The 15,709-nt window shown below is 65.3% G+C and carries 18 protein-coding genes; 12 read left to right on the top strand and 6 right to left on the bottom strand.

Features of this window, described 5'->3' with window-relative positions; translation table 11 throughout:
• Positions 1-56 precede the first annotated feature (56 nt).
• The 11 genes from cheY to K8I04_08615 all read left to right on the top strand — a co-directional run bounded on the left by cheY (position 57) and on the right by K8I04_08615 (position 9,429).
• Positions 57-452 carry a chemotaxis response regulator CheY gene (gene cheY / locus K8I04_08665; protein ID MBZ0071778.1) on the top strand — a complete coding sequence of 132 codons (396 nt, stop codon included), beginning with the start codon at positions 57-59 and terminating at the stop codon, positions 450-452.
• A gap of 10 nt (positions 453-462) precedes the next feature.
• Positions 463-1,224, top strand: a complete 762-nt coding sequence (locus tag K8I04_08660; protein MBZ0071777.1) for a protein phosphatase CheZ — start codon at positions 463-465, stop codon at positions 1,222-1,224.
• A gap of 25 nt (positions 1,225-1,249) precedes the next feature.
• Positions 1,250-3,226, top strand: coding sequence for a chemotaxis protein CheA (locus K8I04_08655; GenBank protein MBZ0071776.1), 1,977 nt, complete (start codon positions 1,250-1,252; stop codon positions 3,224-3,226).
• A gap of 82 nt (positions 3,227-3,308) precedes the next feature.
• Positions 3,309-4,355 carry a chemotaxis response regulator protein-glutamate methylesterase gene (locus tag K8I04_08650; GenBank protein MBZ0071775.1) on the top strand — a complete coding sequence of 349 codons (1,047 nt, stop codon included), beginning with the start codon at positions 3,309-3,311 and terminating at the stop codon, positions 4,353-4,355.
• A gap of 9 nt (positions 4,356-4,364) precedes the next feature.
• Positions 4,365-5,105: a flagellar motor protein gene (locus tag K8I04_08645; protein MBZ0071774.1), complete on the top strand. Its 741-nt coding sequence runs from the start codon at positions 4,365-4,367 to the stop codon at positions 5,103-5,105.
• A 181-nt stretch (positions 5,106-5,286) separates the two neighbouring features.
• Positions 5,287-6,165: a flagellar motor protein MotD gene (gene motD, locus K8I04_08640; protein ID MBZ0071773.1), complete on the top strand. Its 879-nt coding sequence runs from the start codon at positions 5,287-5,289 to the stop codon at positions 6,163-6,165.
• Complete coding sequence (locus tag K8I04_08635) at positions 6,162-6,983, top strand: ParA family protein (GenBank protein ID MBZ0071772.1); 822 nt, start codon at positions 6,162-6,164, stop codon at positions 6,981-6,983. The genes motD and K8I04_08635 overlap by 4 nt, the downstream gene beginning before the upstream one ends.
• A gap of 178 nt (positions 6,984-7,161) precedes the next feature.
• On the top strand, positions 7,162-7,878 hold the full coding sequence (locus K8I04_08630; GenBank protein ID MBZ0071771.1) for a chemotaxis protein CheW: 717 nt from the start codon (positions 7,162-7,164) through the stop codon (positions 7,876-7,878).
• Between the two features lie 271 nt (positions 7,879-8,149).
• Positions 8,150-8,629, top strand: a complete 480-nt coding sequence (locus K8I04_08625) for a chemotaxis protein CheW (protein ID MBZ0071770.1) — start codon at positions 8,150-8,152, stop codon at positions 8,627-8,629.
• Positions 8,630-8,644: 15 nt separating this feature from the next.
• Positions 8,645-8,830 (top strand): hypothetical protein, encoded by a 186-nt coding sequence (locus tag K8I04_08620; protein ID MBZ0071769.1) that lies wholly within the window; start codon positions 8,645-8,647, stop codon positions 8,828-8,830.
• A 194-nt stretch (positions 8,831-9,024) separates the two neighbouring features.
• Positions 9,025-9,429 carry a DUF2802 domain-containing protein gene (locus K8I04_08615; protein ID MBZ0071768.1) on the top strand — a complete coding sequence of 135 codons (405 nt, stop codon included), beginning with the start codon at positions 9,025-9,027 and terminating at the stop codon, positions 9,427-9,429.
• 272 nt (positions 9,430-9,701) lie between these two features.
• Here the strand turns inward: K8I04_08615 and K8I04_08610 are convergent, their stop codons facing one another.
• Positions 9,702-10,010, bottom strand: coding sequence for an EscU/YscU/HrcU family type III secretion system export apparatus switch protein (locus K8I04_08610; GenBank protein MBZ0071767.1), 309 nt, complete (start codon positions 10,008-10,010; stop codon positions 9,702-9,704).
• Positions 10,007-11,347: a flagellar hook-length control protein FliK gene (locus K8I04_08605; protein MBZ0071766.1), complete on the bottom strand. Its 1,341-nt coding sequence runs from the start codon at positions 11,345-11,347 to the stop codon at positions 10,007-10,009. Before K8I04_08605 ends, K8I04_08610 begins: the two co-directional genes overlap by 4 nt.
• Before the next feature lie 86 nt (positions 11,348-11,433).
• On the opposite strand from K8I04_08605, the gene K8I04_08600 reads away from it, so the two are divergent.
• A complete protein-coding gene (locus K8I04_08600) occupies positions 11,434-12,375 on the top strand; it encodes a pentapeptide repeat-containing protein (protein ID MBZ0071765.1) in 942 nt (313 codons plus the stop codon).
• Positions 12,376-12,399: 24 nt separating this feature from the next.
• On the opposite strand, the gene amrA is transcribed toward K8I04_08600, so the two are convergent.
• From amrA to K8I04_08580, 4 genes are all read right to left on the bottom strand, one after another.
• Positions 12,400-12,981, bottom strand: coding sequence for an AmmeMemoRadiSam system protein A (gene amrA, locus K8I04_08595; protein MBZ0071764.1), 582 nt, complete (start codon positions 12,979-12,981; stop codon positions 12,400-12,402).
• Positions 12,968-13,753, bottom strand: coding sequence for an AmmeMemoRadiSam system protein B (amrB, locus tag K8I04_08590; GenBank protein MBZ0071763.1), 786 nt, complete (start codon positions 13,751-13,753; stop codon positions 12,968-12,970). Before amrB ends, amrA begins: the two co-directional genes overlap by 14 nt.
• A 522-nt stretch (positions 13,754-14,275) precedes the next feature.
• Entirely contained in the window at positions 14,276-14,896 is a 621-nt protein-coding gene (locus K8I04_08585; protein ID MBZ0071762.1) for a hypothetical protein, read from the bottom strand.
• Between the two features lie 11 nt (positions 14,897-14,907).
• Entirely contained in the window at positions 14,908-15,675 is a 768-nt protein-coding gene (locus tag K8I04_08580; GenBank protein ID MBZ0071761.1) for a peptidylprolyl isomerase, read from the bottom strand.
• Between the last annotated feature and the right edge of the window lie 34 nt (positions 15,676-15,709).

The raw sequence follows: 15,709 nt of genomic DNA, 5'->3' as shown, positions 1-15,709 counted from the left end.
CATTTTCGAGTTGGACCCGGGACCCGGGGCGGTGGCATGTTCATCAGGAGGCCGAGTTGGACAAGAACATGAAGATTCTGATCGTGGACGATTTCTCCACGATGCGGCGGATTATCAAGAATCTCCTGCGCGACCTGGGGTTCAACAACACCCAGGAGGCGGATGATGGCAACACCGCCCTGCCTATGTTGCAGTCCGGCAATTTCGATTTTCTGGTCACCGATTGGAACATGCCGGGCATGACCGGTATCGACCTGCTGAAGGCCGTGCGCGCCGATGCCAAGCTGGCAAGCCTGCCGGTGCTGATGGTGACCGCCGAGGCCAAGAAGGACCAGATCGTCGAGGCGGCGCAGGCGGGGGTCAACGGCTACATCGTCAAACCATTCACGGCGATCACCTTGAAAGAGAAGATCGACAGGATTTTCGAGCGGCTGCAGGCCGCTACGGGTTGACGGGGGCCGGATGAACACAGTCAACACCGTGGCCGACGACGGCTCGCTCGCGCAGGCGCGCCGGCTGGTCGAGGAACTGGAGCGTGGCAACGAGGCCGAGGCCTCGCGGCTGCTGGACGATCTGGCCCGCAAACGGGAAACCGGGCTGTTCCAGGAACTCGGCAAGCTGACACGCGAGCTGCACGATGCGCTGGCTGGCTTTCAGCTGGACTCGCGCATCACGGCCCTCGCTGAACACGAGATACCCGATGCCAAGGAGCGCCTGAACTACGTGGTCACCATGACCGAGCAGGCGGCCCACAACACCCTGAATGCGGTGGAGGAGAGCCTGCCGATCGCCGAGGAGTTGCAGCGGCGTGCCGATGCATTGCATACGAAATGGCTGCGGTTCCGCCACAAGGACATGGACGCGGCGGAGTTCCGCGCGCTGGTACCCGAAATCGACAGTTTTCTCGACCTGACCAGTGGGCATGCCGGCAAGCTGAACGGCAACCTCACCGAGGTCCTGATGGCGCAGGGTTTCCAGGACCTGACCGGGCAGATTATCCGCCGGGTGATCAACCTGGTGAAGGACGTCGAGGAAAATCTGGTCGGCCTGATCCGCATCTCGGGGCAGCGCCTGGCGCAGCCGGAGGTAGTGGCCGCGCCGCCGCGCACCGGCACGGACGAGTCTACCCGTGGCGTCGGGCCGCAGATCCCTGGATTGGATACGCAGGATGTGTTGAACAACCAGGATGACGTCGACGACCTACTGTCGAGCCTGGGGTTCTGATTGGACCTCTTGAAGGACGCGTGCCATGGGCTTTGACCCCAATGACGATATCCTGCAGGACTTTCTGATCGAGGCCGGCGAGCTGCTCGAGCAATTGGGCGAACAGTTGGTGGGCCTCGAACAGCAGCCCCGGGACAGCGCGCTGCTGAACGCGGTCTTTCGCGGTTTCCACACCATCAAGGGTGGCGCCAGCTTCCTCAACCTCACCCATCTGGTGGAGGTCTGCCATCGGGCGGAGGACGTGTTCAATGTGTTGCGCAACGGCGAACGGCTGATCGATGCCGGCCTCATGGATACGGTGCTGCGCGTGCTGGATGTGGTCAATGGCATGTTCGCGGAGATCCACGGCGGCCAGGAGCCGAACCCGGCCGATCCGGCCCTGTTGGGGCAGCTCACGAGCTATGCCGTGCCCGGTGACACGGGTGTCGCGCCGGCAGCGCCGTCGCCGGTTGCCGAGCCTGCCAGTGACGGTGGCGGTGATGGCGACATCACTGACGCTGAGTTTGAGCGGATGCTGGATGCCGCCCAGGCCGACAAGGACGCGGCTGCGGTGGGGGCGCCGGAGAAGGTCGGTGGTGACGAGATCACCGACGACGAATTCGAGGCGCTGCTCGATCAGTTGCACGGTGCCGGTTCACGTAAGGTGCCGCCGGTCACCTCGCCGCCGGTGGCCACGGGTACCGACGGCGATGTCATCACCGACGACGAGTTCGAGGCGCTTCTGGATGGATTGCACGGCCAGGGCGCACCGCCCACGGTCGCCGGCGCATCACCTGCGGCCATGGTCGCCAAACCCGTATCCGTACCGGCCACGACGGCCCCGGCGCCGGCTGCGGAGACCACGGTGCGCGTCGACACCAAGCGCCTCGACGACATCATGAACCTGGTCGGGGAGCTGGTGCTGGTACGCAATCGCCTGGCGACGCTCAAGGCGAGCATGGGTGAAGGCGATGTCGTCAAGGCGGTGGCCAACCTGGATGTGGTTACGGCTGACTTGCAGATGGCTGTGATGAAGACCCGCATGCAGCCCATCAAAAAGGTATTCGGACGCTTTCCACGTGTGGTCCGCGACCTGGCGCGCAGCCTGAACAAGGAAGTGAGCCTGGAGCTGCAGGGTGAGGAGACCGACCTCGACAAGAACCTGGTCGAGGCGCTGGCCGATCCGCTGGTGCACCTGGTGCGCAACGCCGTGGACCATGGCATCGAGAGCCCGGAAGAACGCCTGGCCGCTGGTAAGGCGCGCGTCGGCACGGTAACCCTCACCGCCGAGCAGGAGGGCGACCATATTCTGCTATCCATCGAGGACGATGGCCGCGGCATGGACCCCGAGGTGCTGCGTCGCAAGGCGGTGGAGAAGGGCCTGATGGATACCGAGAGTGCCGCGCGCTTGGACGAGAAGGATTGCTACAACCTGATCTTTCACGCCGGCTTCTCCACCAAAACGGAGATCTCCGACGTGTCCGGGCGTGGCGTGGGCATGGATGTGGTGAAGACGCGCATCGCCCAGCTGAACGGCCGTATCGAAATCGATTCGAAACTGGGCCGTGGCTCACGGTTGTCCATCCGGGTGCCGCTGACGCTCGCGATCATGCCGACTCTGATGGTGGTATTGGGGAACCAGCCGTTCGCGCTACCGCTCGCCAGTGTCAGTGAGATCTTCGATCTGGATCATCAACGCACCAATGTGATCGACGGGCAGCTGACCGTACGGGTGCGCAACAAGGCGTTACCACTGTTCCATCTGCGCACCTGGCTCACGCGCGGGGCGGCTGCAGTGGACGGTGGTCAGGGCGGACATGTGGTGCTGGTGCAGGTCGGCAACCAGAAGGTCGGCTTCGTTGTCGATCAGCTCATTGGCCAGGAAGAGGTGGTTATCAAGCCCCTCGGGGCGATGCTCCAGGGCATGCCCGGTTTCGCTGGCGCGACGCTCACTGGCGATGGCCGTATCGCGCTGATCCTCGATGTGCCGGGGCTGATGAAGAAATACGCACGTCGCGGCTGAGCGGCCACGCGTACACATTGATCGGGTCGGGCAAGGCGGCGCGGCCTTGGGACGAACCGCTGGGCAAAGGACATAGTCTGACGTGATCCGGGTACTGGTAGTTGATGACTCCGGCTTTTTCCGCCGCCGCATTGTCGAGATCCTGGAGGCCGACAACCGCCTGCAGGTGGTCGGTACGGCGGGCGATGGCAGGGAGGCCGTGCAGAAAGTCCTGGAGCTCAAACCGGACGTGGTGACCATGGACATCGAGATGCCGGTCATGAACGGCATCACCGCCGTGCGGCGCATCATGAGGTTGCAGCCGACGCCGGTACTGATGTTCTCGTCGCTGACCTACGATGGCGCCAAGGCGACGCTCGACGCGCTGGAAGCGGGCGCACTGGATTTCCTACCCAAGCGTTTCGACGATATCTCCCAAGACAAGGACGAGGCCAAGCGGGTGCTGCGCAACCGTGTGCGCATGCTCGGCGCACGCCGTCAGGCTGTGCCAGCGAATACAACCTCCCCGGCGATACCACATCCCGCCCTGGCACGTCGCCCGATGGGTCGGCGTAGCGACTATCGGCTGGTCGCCATCGGCAGCTCCACCGGAGGGCCGGTCGCACTGCAACAGGTGTTGACACAGCTGCCGGAGAATTTTCCCCTGCCGATCCTGCTGATCCAACATATGCCCGCGAGTTTCACGCCGGCCTTCGCGCAACGTCTCGATGGCCAGTGCCGGATCCGCGTCAAGGAGGCGGAGGATGACGAGATCCTGCACAAGGGTACGGCCTATCTCGCACCCGGCGGCCGCCAGCTCGGGCTGCTGGAACGCGCCGGTCAGGTGCGCATCCGCATCTACGACGGTGATCCCGCGCTGCACTACCGGCCGAGTGTCGATCTGGCCTTTGCCGCGGCGGGCGAGGTGTTCGGGGGCAAGGTGCTGTCGGTGGTTCTGACCGGTATGGGTGCCGATGGCCGCGAGGGCGCACGCGCCCTGAAGAAGGGCGGTGCGACAGTGTGGGCGCAGGACGAGGCCAGTTGCGTGATCTATGGTATGCCGGCAGCGGTGGTCGAGGCGAATCTTGCTGACCAGGTGCTCAGTCTTGCTGACATCGGGCGCGAGATCACCACCCTCGGGTGTGGCTGACGCGCAGGCATGGACATTCTCACACTCATCGGCATCGTGATCGCGTTCGGCGCGATCATCGGTGGCAATATCCTGGAGGGTGGGCACACCGATTCGCTGATCCAACTGACCGCCTTCGTGATCGTCGTCGGCGGTACCGTCGGCGCAGTCATGATCCAGGTCCCGCTGGCCACCTTCACACGTGCGTTGCAGATCTCCGGCTGGGTGGTGCGGCCGCCGCGGCTGTTACCGCAGGAGGCTATCGAGAAGATCGTCGGTTGGAGTAACATCGCGCGCCGCGAGGGACTACTCGGGCTGGAGAGTATCGCCGAGGAGGAGTCCGACCTGTTTGCCCGCAAAGGCCTGCAGCTGCTGGTCGATGGCAATGAACCGGAGATCATCCGCGGCATCATGGAGGTCGACCTGGATGCCCAGGAATACCGTGACCTGCAGGCATCCAAGGTCTTCGAGGGTATGGGCGGCTACTCGCCTACCATCGGCATCATCGGTGCGGTGATGGGCCTCATTCATGTGATGAACAATCTGGCCGATCCGAGCAAGCTCGGTTCCGGCATCGCTGTGGCGTTCGTCGCCACGATCTATGGTGTGGGCCTTGCCAACCTGCTGTTCCTGCCGATTGCCGGCAAGCTCAAGACCCACATCCACGGACAGACGCGTTTCCGCGAGATGATTCTCGAAGGCGTGATCTCCATCGCCGAGGGTGAGAATCCACGCAACATCGAAACGAAACTGACCGGCTATCTGCATTGAATCTGAAGAAGCGTATTCCAGCCACGGAACCAAACGGAAGACACTGAAATGAAACATCATGGCGAAATTTCGGCTCAGCACCTGGAGGGTGAAGAGCACTGTCGTGTGGAGCATATGATCGTGTCCGTGTCCTTCCGTGTGCTTCCGCGGCGAAGTTGGGTTTTGGGTTGAACGGATTCCCATGGCGCGCAAGCAGAAACACGAGGAACACGAAAATCACGAGCGCTGGCTGGTGTCGTATGCCGACTTCATCACGCTGTTGTTCGCATTTTTCGTGGTCATGTATGCCCTGTCATCGGTGAACGAGGGCAAGTATCGGGTATTGTCCGATTCGCTGGTGGCCGCCTTCCGCTCGGCACCGCACAGCGTCGATCCGGTGCAGCTCGGCGAGCTCCAGCGCTCGATGGACAGTAGTGCGCCACCGGTCATCGGCGAGCCGTCACTGATTGCGCTGCCGATTCCAGTCGTACCCGATGTGGCCTCCGAGTCCGCTGCTCTCCCCGATCCCGGCTATGAGGGTGATACCAGTGTCCAGCGTATCGCCGAGGCCATCGTGCAGGCCCTGGGTGTGCTGATACGGGATGATCTGATCCGCGTGCGCCGCGACGAGCGCTGGCTGGAGGTGGAGATCCGATCCAGCATCCTGTTTCCCAGCGGCAGTGCGCGGCTGACGGAGGACTCGTTCCCGCTGCTCGAACAACTGGGCAAGATCCTCGCGCCCTTCCCGAACCCCATTCATGTGGAGGGTTTCACCGACAACGTACCGATCAGCACCGTGCAGTATCTGTCCAATTGGGAACTGTCGGCGGCACGTGCCGCCAGTGTGGTGCACCTGTTCACCGATTACGGCGTGGAGCCCGCGCGCATGGCCGCGATCGGTTACGGTGAGTATCGGCCGGTCGCGCCCAACGACGTGCCGGAGGGCCGTGCCAGGAACCGGCGGGTGGTACTGGTCATCCTGCCTGGCGCCGACCCGCGCTGGGAACGTGATCCCGGGGAACTGCCGGAGGTCGTGCAGCAGGATGCCGGCGATGCGCAGCGGGGCGGTGACACGCCGTGAAGATCTGGGCCGTGGCCAATCAGAAGGGTGGGGTCGGCAAGACGACCACGGCCGTGACGCTGGCGGGTCAGCTGGCGGGTGAAGGGCGGCGCACGCTGCTGATCGATCTGGACCCGCACGGCTCGCTGACGAGCTATTTCGGGCTGGACCCCGACGGCATCGGCGCGTCCGTCTACACCCTGTTCAAGGACCGCGCCGAGCGTCGCCCACCCAGCCACTATCCTGACGTGCTGCGACCGACCGGTATCGAGCGGCTCACGCTGCTGCCGGCGAGCACCGCGCTGGCCACGCTGGATCGTCAGCTGGGCGCGCAGGACGGCATGGGGCTGGTACTGGCCCGGACACTCACCGAATTGCAGCCGCAGTTCGATCACGTCCTGATGGACTGCCCGCCGATGCTGGGCGTGCTCATGGTGAACGCGCTGGCGGCCTGCGACCGGCTGCTGATCCCGGTGCAGTGCGAATTCCTGGCGCTGAAGGGCCTGGAGCGCATGCTGCACACCCTGACGATGATCAGCCGCGCGCGTGGCGGCGATGTGCCGCGATTGATCGTACCGACCATGTATGACCGGCGTACCCGCGCCTCCGGTGATGCCCTGCAGGTCTTGCGGGAGCGTTACGGGAACGCCGTCTGGGATGCGGTCATCCCTGTCGACACCCAGTTCCGCGAGGCCAGCAAGGCGGGGCAACCACTGTCGGTGTGGCAGCCGCGATCACGCGGCACGCGGGCCTATGCGGCGCTGCTGGATCACCTGCTGGACCGCGTACCGCCGCTGGTGGATGCGCTCCAGGGACATGCCGGCCGGGTCCTGGCATGAACGCGGAAAATCCATTTGCCACGGAAACACACGGGAAAACATGGACAAGATCAGACGCCCTACGCAACCGCCCTCCGTATCCCCCCTGGTGCGGAATCGGGGCCCTGCGATGCGTTTTCATTTCAGTGTCTGCCGTGTGTTTCCGTGGCTGAAATGAGTTTTGTTTAGGATGACTACCATGAAGACGGAAACCCGCACCCACGAGCAGGCCCTGCTGGATCCGCAGCTGGCACTGGGCGTGTATCTGCAGGCCCTCCTGCGGCCGGTGGCGGCCGCCGAGGCACGATCGAACGGACCGGCCGGCGAGACCGAGGTGGCACCGACGCCGGTTACGGAGCAGCACTCTTCCATCACGGTGCCGTCGGTGGAACGCGGGCCCGCCGCGTGCGAGGCACCCAAGGCCGTCTCCCCGGACTGGGCCCGGGAACCGTTTCAGTGCCTGCAGTTCCGGGTGGCAGGCCTCAACCTGGCACTGCCGCTGGTCGGGCTGACCGGGCCAGCCGGGGTCCTGCCCTGGGACGATGCGGTCGTGACCCCGGTGCCCGGTCCGCAGCCGTGGCTCCTCGGGCTGCGGGAACACCTCGGCCGGCGGGTGCGGTTGATCGACGTTGCCCAGGTAGTGCTGCCGGCGGATCGTCGCGCCGCGCTGGCGGTGGCCGGCGGTGACCGCCTGAGCAAGGTGATTGTGATCGATGCTGGCGGTGACGACGGTTGGGGGCTGGCCTGCGACGCGGTGGGCGAGGTCATTACGCTCTCGCCGGATGCCGTGCAATGGCGGACCCGGGCGGGGAGTCGCCCCTGGCTGGCTGGGACCGTTATCAGGGAGATGTGCGCCCTGATCGACATGGGCGCGCTCGTGGACCTGGTGGCGGGGCGCGATCCGACAGGCTCCTAGGAGCCTGTCGGACTTGAGACTGATCTACTGCGCCGGCGGGAGAGCAGCCCATTTTTCCGATCCTCTTCGTCGAATAGCTACGGCTATTCTCCTCAAACGATCGAAAAAATGACCTTGCTCTCCCACCTTGCTCGCCACGATCGCTCAAGTCCGGCAGGCTCCTGGCGCCGGAACGGCCGGCAGTGGCTGGCACATTTCGTGCTTTTGTATGCGGGTGACGGGGCGTTGCCCGGGTTTTGACGCCCCCCAGAGCGGATTCCAGAGGCGAACCATGAAACAAGCGGCGCAGACAACCAACGACGATCCCCTGTTGCAGTACGTGACCTTCCGTCTGGAGGACGAAACCTACGGTATCAACGTGATGCAGGTGCAGGAGGTGCTGCGCGTCACCGAGATCGCGCCGGTGCCCGGTGCCCCCCATTACGTGCTCGGCATCATCAATCTGCGCGGTAACGTGGTGACCGTCATCGACACCCGGGAACGCCTGGGTCTCGGTAGCAAGGACATGGAGGAATCGACCCGCATCGTGATCATCGAGGTCGACAAGCAGGTGGTCGGCATGCTGGTCGATGCCGTCGCCGAGGTGGTGACGCTGCATGCTGCGGAGATCGAGTCGGCGCCGAATGTTGGTAACGACGAGAGCTCGCAGTACATCCAGGGGGTGGCCAGCCGCGACGGCGAACTGCTTATCCTGGTGGACTTGAATAAACTTCTGAACGACGGGGAATGGGCGGAGCTCGGCTCCCTGTAACGCCCATGCGATGCGATGCCCGGACCCTGGGATATCAAGTTTCCCCCACCGGTGTTCCCGGTTGGTCCCGGCATCCCGATTCAGGACCGCAAGCCGCCGCCGCGGCAGCCGCCCAAGGATGAGGAAGAGGACAAAGATGCTGGGCGTGACGAAGACCAGCCGCACGATGACGGCGAACCGCACATCGATGAGTATGCCTAGGCTTCATCCAACCGCTTGGAGCGATGCCGCTGGAAAAATCCGTTCAGCCATGAAGGGCGCCTGCGTACACCGATGTCTGGGGGAAATGGCCACGGAACAACACGGAAAGAATTCACTCGGTAAACCCAGAGGTATCCCCTGCGGTTTGGGTCTGGTTTCGTTGCCGGTGATTCTGCAGCAAAGGTGGTTTTGAGATGACTGATCCCAGCACATTAATCTTGATCGCCCTGGTGGTGGTCATGGCACTGGCGCAGCTCTATCAGCTGCTCGCGATCCGCCGGCTGCGCGGCCGGTTGCGGGCACGCGAGGACCAGTCGCTGCGCCAGCGCAACGATTTCGCCGCACTGTGCAAGGCCTCGGTCGGTGCCGGCGATCATCTGGTGCGCCTGGAGCAGCAGGTCCGCCGTCTGACGGAGCGGCAGGATCAGACCGAGATGCATACCGTCGGCGATCGCCCCTACACCCAGGCCATCCAGATGGTGCAGCGCGGTGCGGATGTCACTGAACTCATCGACCGCTGTGGCCTGACGCGCGGGGAGGCCGAACTCATCGCGATGCTGCACGGCGATGGTCGGCAGGCCGGGGCCGCCAGTGGCTGAGCGGCCGTGCAAGCCCGGCGTGCGTTAACTTTTACCGCAAAGGACGCGCAGGCGCGCGAAGGAAAACGATCACGGCGTTGCACGAAATCCCCGGAAGCCTGCATCAGTCGCGTTGGAAGTGTCCGAGCAGTCTGGATGACGGTCAGCACCAAAATTTTCCGTGTTCTTCTGTGGATTCCGTGGCCATAATATCTTTTGCTCCTCACGCCTCACGCCTCACGCCTCACGCCTCACGCCTCACGCCTCACGCCTCACGCCTCACGCCTCACGCCTCACGTCTCACACTCCTCACTCCCCACATCCCCCATGGCCTGTCTCGACAGGTAGTACGCGAAGGCGATGACCTCTGCCACCGTAAGGTACAGGGCCGGTGGGATCTCGGCATCCAGTTCCACCTGCGCCAGCAGCTGTACCAGCGGTGAATTCTCCTGCAGGGGGATGTCGTGTTGCAGCGCCAGCTCGACGATACGTTCAGCGAGCGGGCCGCCACCCTTCGCGGTGACGCGCGGGGCACCGGTACCGTCGTATTTCAGGGCGACGGCGAGTTCGCGCTGCGGCGGCGTCGAGGGTCTGTCCGTCATGCGCGCTCATCCAGGATGCGGCTGCGATCGGCGCCCACCGTGGCCGGCAGTTGCCCTTCGCTGCAGCCCAGTTCGCCGACCTCCAGGCCTGCGGCACGCAGTCGTGCATCCAGCAGCGGCAGCTGCGCACGGACCCGTGGGGGGATGTCCCGGACCGGGCTGAAGAACTGCGCGGTGACGCGCTCGCCACGCACGGCGATGCGCGCCTGCAGCGGACCGAGACCGGGCAGTTCGAAGGCCAGTGTGACGGTCCAGCCGGGGGCATCGTCGCGCGCGCCCCCGGTCGCATCGCGCTCCGGTTCGCGGCCGATGTGCAGGCCCCAGAGGTCGATGTCGCCATCGCGACGCACGGGCAGTTCGAGCAGCCAGTCCACGCTGGTCGGTCGTTCGCCGCCGGCGAGCGATGCCAGCTGATTGAGCTGGATCCGGGCGAGTGCGCCCTCGCTCTGGTGCAGTAGCGTCAGTGGTTCGAGTGTCGCCAGACGGCCCAGGCTGGTGGCCACGGATTGCGGCTGCGGTGGCTGGCCGTGCTGTGGTGGCATAGCCGGGTCGCCATACAGGCCCGCAGTCGCCGCCGCACGGGTATTCGCCAGGGCAGCCGCCAGGGCGGTGGACAAGGGGGCCGCGGCCGGTGCCGTACCGCCACGCGGTGCAGGCGGCGTGGAATTTGCAGTGTTATCCCGCAATACCTGGATCAGTCTGATCAGATTGGCCTTGAAATCGGTGCCCAGGGCAAGTGTCCGGGCCGGCATCGCGGAACCGGCCGCCGCGGCCCCGGTTGCGGCGGCCTGCGCCAGCTTCGATTCGAGGAACAGGCCGCTGTTGCGCAGGGCCTCGCGCAACCCACCCGCCTGCCCCAGCGAGACGGCGGTCGGCAGGCGATTGAACAATTCCTGGGCAGCGCGGGCGATCTCGGGGGCAAGCGGCCGGGCGGCCGGGGTGTCGCCGATGGCGCGCAGCAGGGATGCCAGCAACGGTGCGAGCGGCTGCTGCCGCGGCAAGGCAGTGCGCAGGGCCGTGTTCAACGGGTCGGCGGCCATCAGGTTGAGCAGACGCAGTACCGGCTGTTCCCTGAGGCTGGCGACTTCCAGGCGCAGGGTCTGTCCGGGTGACAGTTGCAGCTCGCCGGTCTGTGCCCTGACCAGGAGCGTGCCGATACGTAGATCCGACAGCCCCTGCCGGGGGGCGGAGACCACGGTTGCCGCCAGCACCTGGCCGACTCGCCAGGCGGGTGCGGCCGCAGCACGCGCGGGCAGCGTGGGAGTGCCGGCGGGCGGCAATGGTCCGGTGGGTGGTGCAGTCATGGCGTCAGGTGCGGCGGCGAGCCGCCGTCGCATGAGGGATGTATCGACGTTGTACCGCAAAGCGCTGCCGTGGGCAAAGCACCCGCCCTGCAGGGCGCAGCTTGTAGACGAGATTACGCATGAGCGAAGCACAGGAACACCTCTGGTTCACCCGGCGCGACGGCCAGGTGCGGGGACCATTTCCCCAACGCCAGATCACGCGCTATATCCTGCTTGGTCGCCTCCGTGGAGACGACGAGCTGAGTGTCGATCGTGAGATCTGGAGCTCGCTGGACGAGCTTTCCCAGCTGCTCCCCGAGGAGATGAAGAATGTCGTCACGGACGAGGACCGTCAACGGCTGCATGAGGCGCGCCTGCGTGCAGACGAGCGGCGCGGCGGTGACCGCCGGCTGGGCAGCGAACGCCTGCAGATCGATCATGGTGAGCAGCGCCGGGCAAGCGATCGCCGTCAAGAGGAGGATGCCGAAGTGCTGCGGCATCGTGAGGCCCGGCGCGCCGTGCTGGACCAGGCGCGGACACCGGCCCCCCCGAGCTGGTGCCCGCTCTACAGCCGCGCCCTGGCTGCGGCGTTGCTGCTCCTGATTGTATTCTTCTGGTTCACGCCGGAGCGCTCCGTGTCGCATCCCGACTGCGACGCAGCACCGGCGCCGGGGGTCGACTGGAGCAATTGTCGTATGCCCGGCCTGGTCGCCGAGCAGACCGATTTGCGCGCCGCGCGGGCCGGTAATATGGATCTTACCGGGGCCGATCTGGCCGGCAGCCGACTGAATGACGCTGACCTCGCCTATACCACGCTCGATCTCTCCGATCTGCGGCACACGGATCTCAGCGGCGCACGTCTGACTGGCGCCGGCCTGCAGAATGCCGATCTGCGCGGTGCACGCCTGGCGGGCGCGGATCTCTCCTATGCCGACCTGCGCGGTGCGCGTCTGGAAGGGGCCGTGCTCCACGGTGCCCGGCTGGACCACGCCATCTGGTTGAATGGGGAACGGTGTCAGCCGGGTTCGGTAGCGCGCTGCCTCGTCATCGGGGTGGCCCAGGCACCCGCTGGTCCGCCCTGAGGCCGCTTCCCGTACGCACCGGTCTCAGTGATCGTCGGGAAAGGATTCCGTCTCGTAGCGCCACACCCGCACGTCGTCCGACCAATAGTCCCCGGGTAGACCGGCCTTGCGTTTGAGGTGGTACAGAAAATCCTGTGGGCGGGGAAGGGCGTCCCAGACCGATGGCAGAAAGGTGCCGTGACGGTGGCCGGCGCGCAGGATCAGACCGTCGATTTCCGGACGCAGGCAGTCGATGAGATCGGCCTCGTCGGCGTACGTCAAAGGCTCGGCCGGACCCAGCACGGCGATGTGAATATCGATGTCCGATACCTCCGCACTGCGCACCGGCGCGAAGCGCGGATCACGAAAGGCCGCTGCGAAGGCGTTGTCGGTGATGTCCACCACCAGTGGTCGACGGTGCTCCAGCGAGCCGATACAGCCGCGCAGGTCGCCCATGATACGCAGGGTGACGAAGCTGGCGCCGGGTGCGCACAACGGCTCCGGGTAGGCCGCGGCCTCGACGGGCAGGGGCGTGCCGTGTTCGAGGCCATGCGTCACCGAGCGGGCGGCGAGTTCCAGGAGCGTCCGGCGGACGCTGTCGTCGAGGCGGCGCTCAGCCGATGGCATAGGCACCGTACCCCACGACGCGATCGCGCGGACCGGCGGTATCGCCGGAGTTGCGCACATCGATTGTTCGGGCGTGCAGGCCACGTGCCCGCGCCGCCTGCAGCAGACCGCCGACTGGCATGTGGCCACAGGCATCACCGTCGTCGATGTGCTCGGGCGCGAGGGCCTCGATCGCGGCCGAGGTGGCGCGGTCCAACCGCTGCGCGGTGGCATAGTCGTGGTAATGGCTGAGGTCCGAGCTGATGACGATCAGGGTCTCGGGGCCGCCCCAGAGCAGCTCGAGCACCGCCGCGACCTCCGCATAGCTGGCGTCGCCGACCACCAGCGGAACGAGCAGGAAGCGGTCGAGCACCGTCTGCAGGAACGGCAACTGCACCTCGAGGCTGTGTTCCAGGGCATGGGCATCGTCGCGGGTATGCACCTGCGGCAGCTGCGCCAGCGCCGTCGCGGCGGCGGTGTCCAGTGGGACGTCACCCAGCGGCGTGCGGAAGGCAGCGGCACTGCTGGCGGCCAGACCGTGGAAGGCCACCCGGTGCGCGGGCCCCAGCAGCAGTACGCGGGTGATCTGTCCACGCAACGGTTGCAGGCGCGCGTAGGCACTCGCGGCGATCGGGCCGGAATAGACATAGCCCGCATGCGGCACGATCACCGCCTTCGGTGCGGTGCCCGTTACCGGGACGCGCTGCAGGAGGTCGTTTACCAGGGTGCGCAGCTCCTCGGCATCGGCAGGGTAGAACTGGCCGGCGACGGCAGGCGGGCGAATGGAGTGCATGGGGGCGTGCCTGTATGATCTGACGCCCAGTCTAGAGGGATTCCAGAGGAATTCCAGAGGGAGTATGGGTAAGTGACACTCACTTACTCAGGAGTCAGGATGTATCGCTACCATCGTGCGCTGTCATCCCCGCAACAGCGGGATGACGAGTTGCACCATATGCAGCCAATACCACTGACCGCTGGGTAAGACCTCGGGGTGGTGCCGCCTGCGCAGGAGCGCCCTCCTGGCGAGTGGTTTGGGCTGTCGCCTGCCCCGTGATCGCGGCAGGAATGCCGCTCCTACAGGTGCCGGGCAGGTTTTTGTAGGAGCGCCATTCCTGGCGCGATTGGTTGGGTCTGCCGCCCACCGTGCTCGCGGCAGGAATGCCGCTCCTACAGGATGAATACCTGATTTGCCGTAAGCATTTTTCCGTGTTGTTCCGTGGATTCTGTGGCCAAAAGGGGTTTTTCTCCTCTTGCACAATGTGTAGCCAATCCTACTGACACACTGTCTACGCAGCGTCGTGTGATTACGTAACCATCAACCGGCGCGGCTGACAACAAAGACATCCGGATCGTCGCCGTGATCGAGCAGGATGCGCCGTACCCGCTCCTGCCAAAGTACACCGAAACGATGTCTATCCTCCGCACTGCTGTCGCCAACCAGACAGCGCTGCATCAGCGTCGCCGTCTCGGGGTCGCCGGACAGCGGTGGCAGATGGGCGGCGGCATCGACATGCTCGCCCGTATCCGTGCGTGTGTAGCGGATCTCGAGCGGCACCGCGGCGTTGAAGGACAGCAGATGGCGTCGATCGAAGCGTCCTGCGAGTCCCTTGAACCCGGTATCTTGGGTGGCGCCGGTGAGCATGGAGACGACGTTCGCGATGACCCCGACAACCCCGCTGCGGCTGTCGGCGCGAAACGCGACGTGAATCGCGCCGCGTTCGGGGAGCTGCGAGCTATACAGTGCGCCGAGCGCCTGGTGCGTCATCCAGTAGGCGGATGCTACCGTTGGGCATGAATGACCGGCAAGCTTGACGACGTCGACATAGCCATACTCGACCACACCCTCTGCGAAGGTGCCGAGAAACGCAGCCAGCGGGTCGCGCAGCCGCAGGCGTGGGACGCTATCAAAAAAAGAGGGGTAGATTGAAGTTTCCACGGGTTCATCTCCTAGCGCAGCAGTGTCTGCGTCTGATCACTGAGGTCCACACCCTTGATCCTGGCACGACTCGCCAGCCATTGCAGATACTGGCTGACGGCCTGACGCCAGCCCTGTTCCTTGAGGTAGTCGGCGATGGTGGCGCGCACCTGCTCGTAGTCCTGCGGTGTGCCGATCGTGCGCACGTCGACCCAGATCACATGATAACCGTAGCGCGTCTCCAGCGGGCGCGGGTGCAGGCCCGGCGGCAGGCGCAGCACCACCGATTCGAACTCCGGTACGGTCTGGCGGCGCCCGATGCACCCCAGCGCGCCACCCTGGTCGCGCGAGGGGCAGGCCGAGTATTGCGCTGCGAGCGCAGCAAACCGGCCGGGATCGGCCTGCAGTTCCGTGATCAAGGCCTCGCCCTGTCGACGTGCCCGGTCGCGCGCCTCGGCATCGTCCGGGGCCGCCGCCAGCAGAATGTGCCGGACCTCCGCCTGGTCGGGTGTACGCAACGACGCACGGTTGGCCTCGAAATAGCGTCGGCAGGCATCCTCGTCAGGCGTGGGAACCCGCACTTCGCGCGCGAGCAGATCGTCGATGATCGCATCGGTGGCGGACGCGTCCTCCCGCGCCGCGACTAACCCGAGCTCGATGGCGCGCGCGAGCAGCAGGGCGCGCACTGCCAGCGACACCGCCGCGCGGCTCTGTCGCTCGGCGATGCTGCCGGCGTGGTGCGCCGACTCGATATTGATCTCCCGATCGCTGATCACGATGTCGTTGACAAGAACCGGCATGGATCAGTCCCCGCACGTCCGCACGATCTGGTCG

This window comes from Gammaproteobacteria bacterium (assembly GCA_019911805.1).
Taxonomy (GTDB): Bacteria; Pseudomonadota; Gammaproteobacteria; order Thiohalobacterales; family Thiohalobacteraceae; genus JAHJQQ01.
This window is presented reverse-complemented; position numbering and strand designations above follow the sequence as displayed.

Excerpts from the sequence above, each read along its gene's own strand:
- K8I04_08625 (MBZ0071770.1), top strand. The coding sequence starts at position 8,150 with ATGAAACAAGCGGCGCAGACAACCAACGACGATCCCCTGTTGCAGTAC.
- K8I04_08660 (MBZ0071777.1), top strand. The coding sequence starts at position 463 with ATGAACACAGTCAACACCGTGGCCGACGACGGCTCGCTCGCGCAGGCG.
- amrB (MBZ0071763.1), bottom strand. The coding sequence starts at position 13,753 with ATGCACTCCATTCGCCCGCCTGCCGTCGCCGGCCAGTTCTACCCTGCC.
- K8I04_08605 (MBZ0071766.1), bottom strand. The coding sequence starts at position 11,347 with ATGCGACGGCGGCTCGCCGCCGCACCTGACGCCATGACTGCACCACCC.
- K8I04_08600 (MBZ0071765.1), top strand. The coding sequence starts at position 11,434 with ATGAGCGAAGCACAGGAACACCTCTGGTTCACCCGGCGCGACGGCCAG.
- motD (MBZ0071773.1), top strand. The coding sequence starts at position 5,287 with ATGGCGCGCAAGCAGAAACACGAGGAACACGAAAATCACGAGCGCTGG.
- K8I04_08615 (MBZ0071768.1), top strand. The coding sequence starts at position 9,025 with ATGACTGATCCCAGCACATTAATCTTGATCGCCCTGGTGGTGGTCATG.
- amrA (MBZ0071764.1), bottom strand. The coding sequence starts at position 12,981 with ATGCCATCGGCTGAGCGCCGCCTCGACGACAGCGTCCGCCGGACGCTC.
- K8I04_08645 (MBZ0071774.1), top strand. The coding sequence starts at position 4,365 with ATGGACATTCTCACACTCATCGGCATCGTGATCGCGTTCGGCGCGATC.
- K8I04_08610 (MBZ0071767.1), bottom strand. The coding sequence starts at position 10,010 with ATGACGGACAGACCCTCGACGCCGCCGCAGCGCGAACTCGCCGTCGCC.
- K8I04_08655 (MBZ0071776.1), top strand. The coding sequence starts at position 1,250 with ATGGGCTTTGACCCCAATGACGATATCCTGCAGGACTTTCTGATCGAG.
- K8I04_08630 (MBZ0071771.1), top strand. The coding sequence starts at position 7,162 with ATGAAGACGGAAACCCGCACCCACGAGCAGGCCCTGCTGGATCCGCAG.
- K8I04_08580 (MBZ0071761.1), bottom strand. The coding sequence starts at position 15,675 with ATGCCGGTTCTTGTCAACGACATCGTGATCAGCGATCGGGAGATCAAT.
- K8I04_08620 (MBZ0071769.1), top strand. The coding sequence starts at position 8,645 with ATGCCCGGACCCTGGGATATCAAGTTTCCCCCACCGGTGTTCCCGGTT.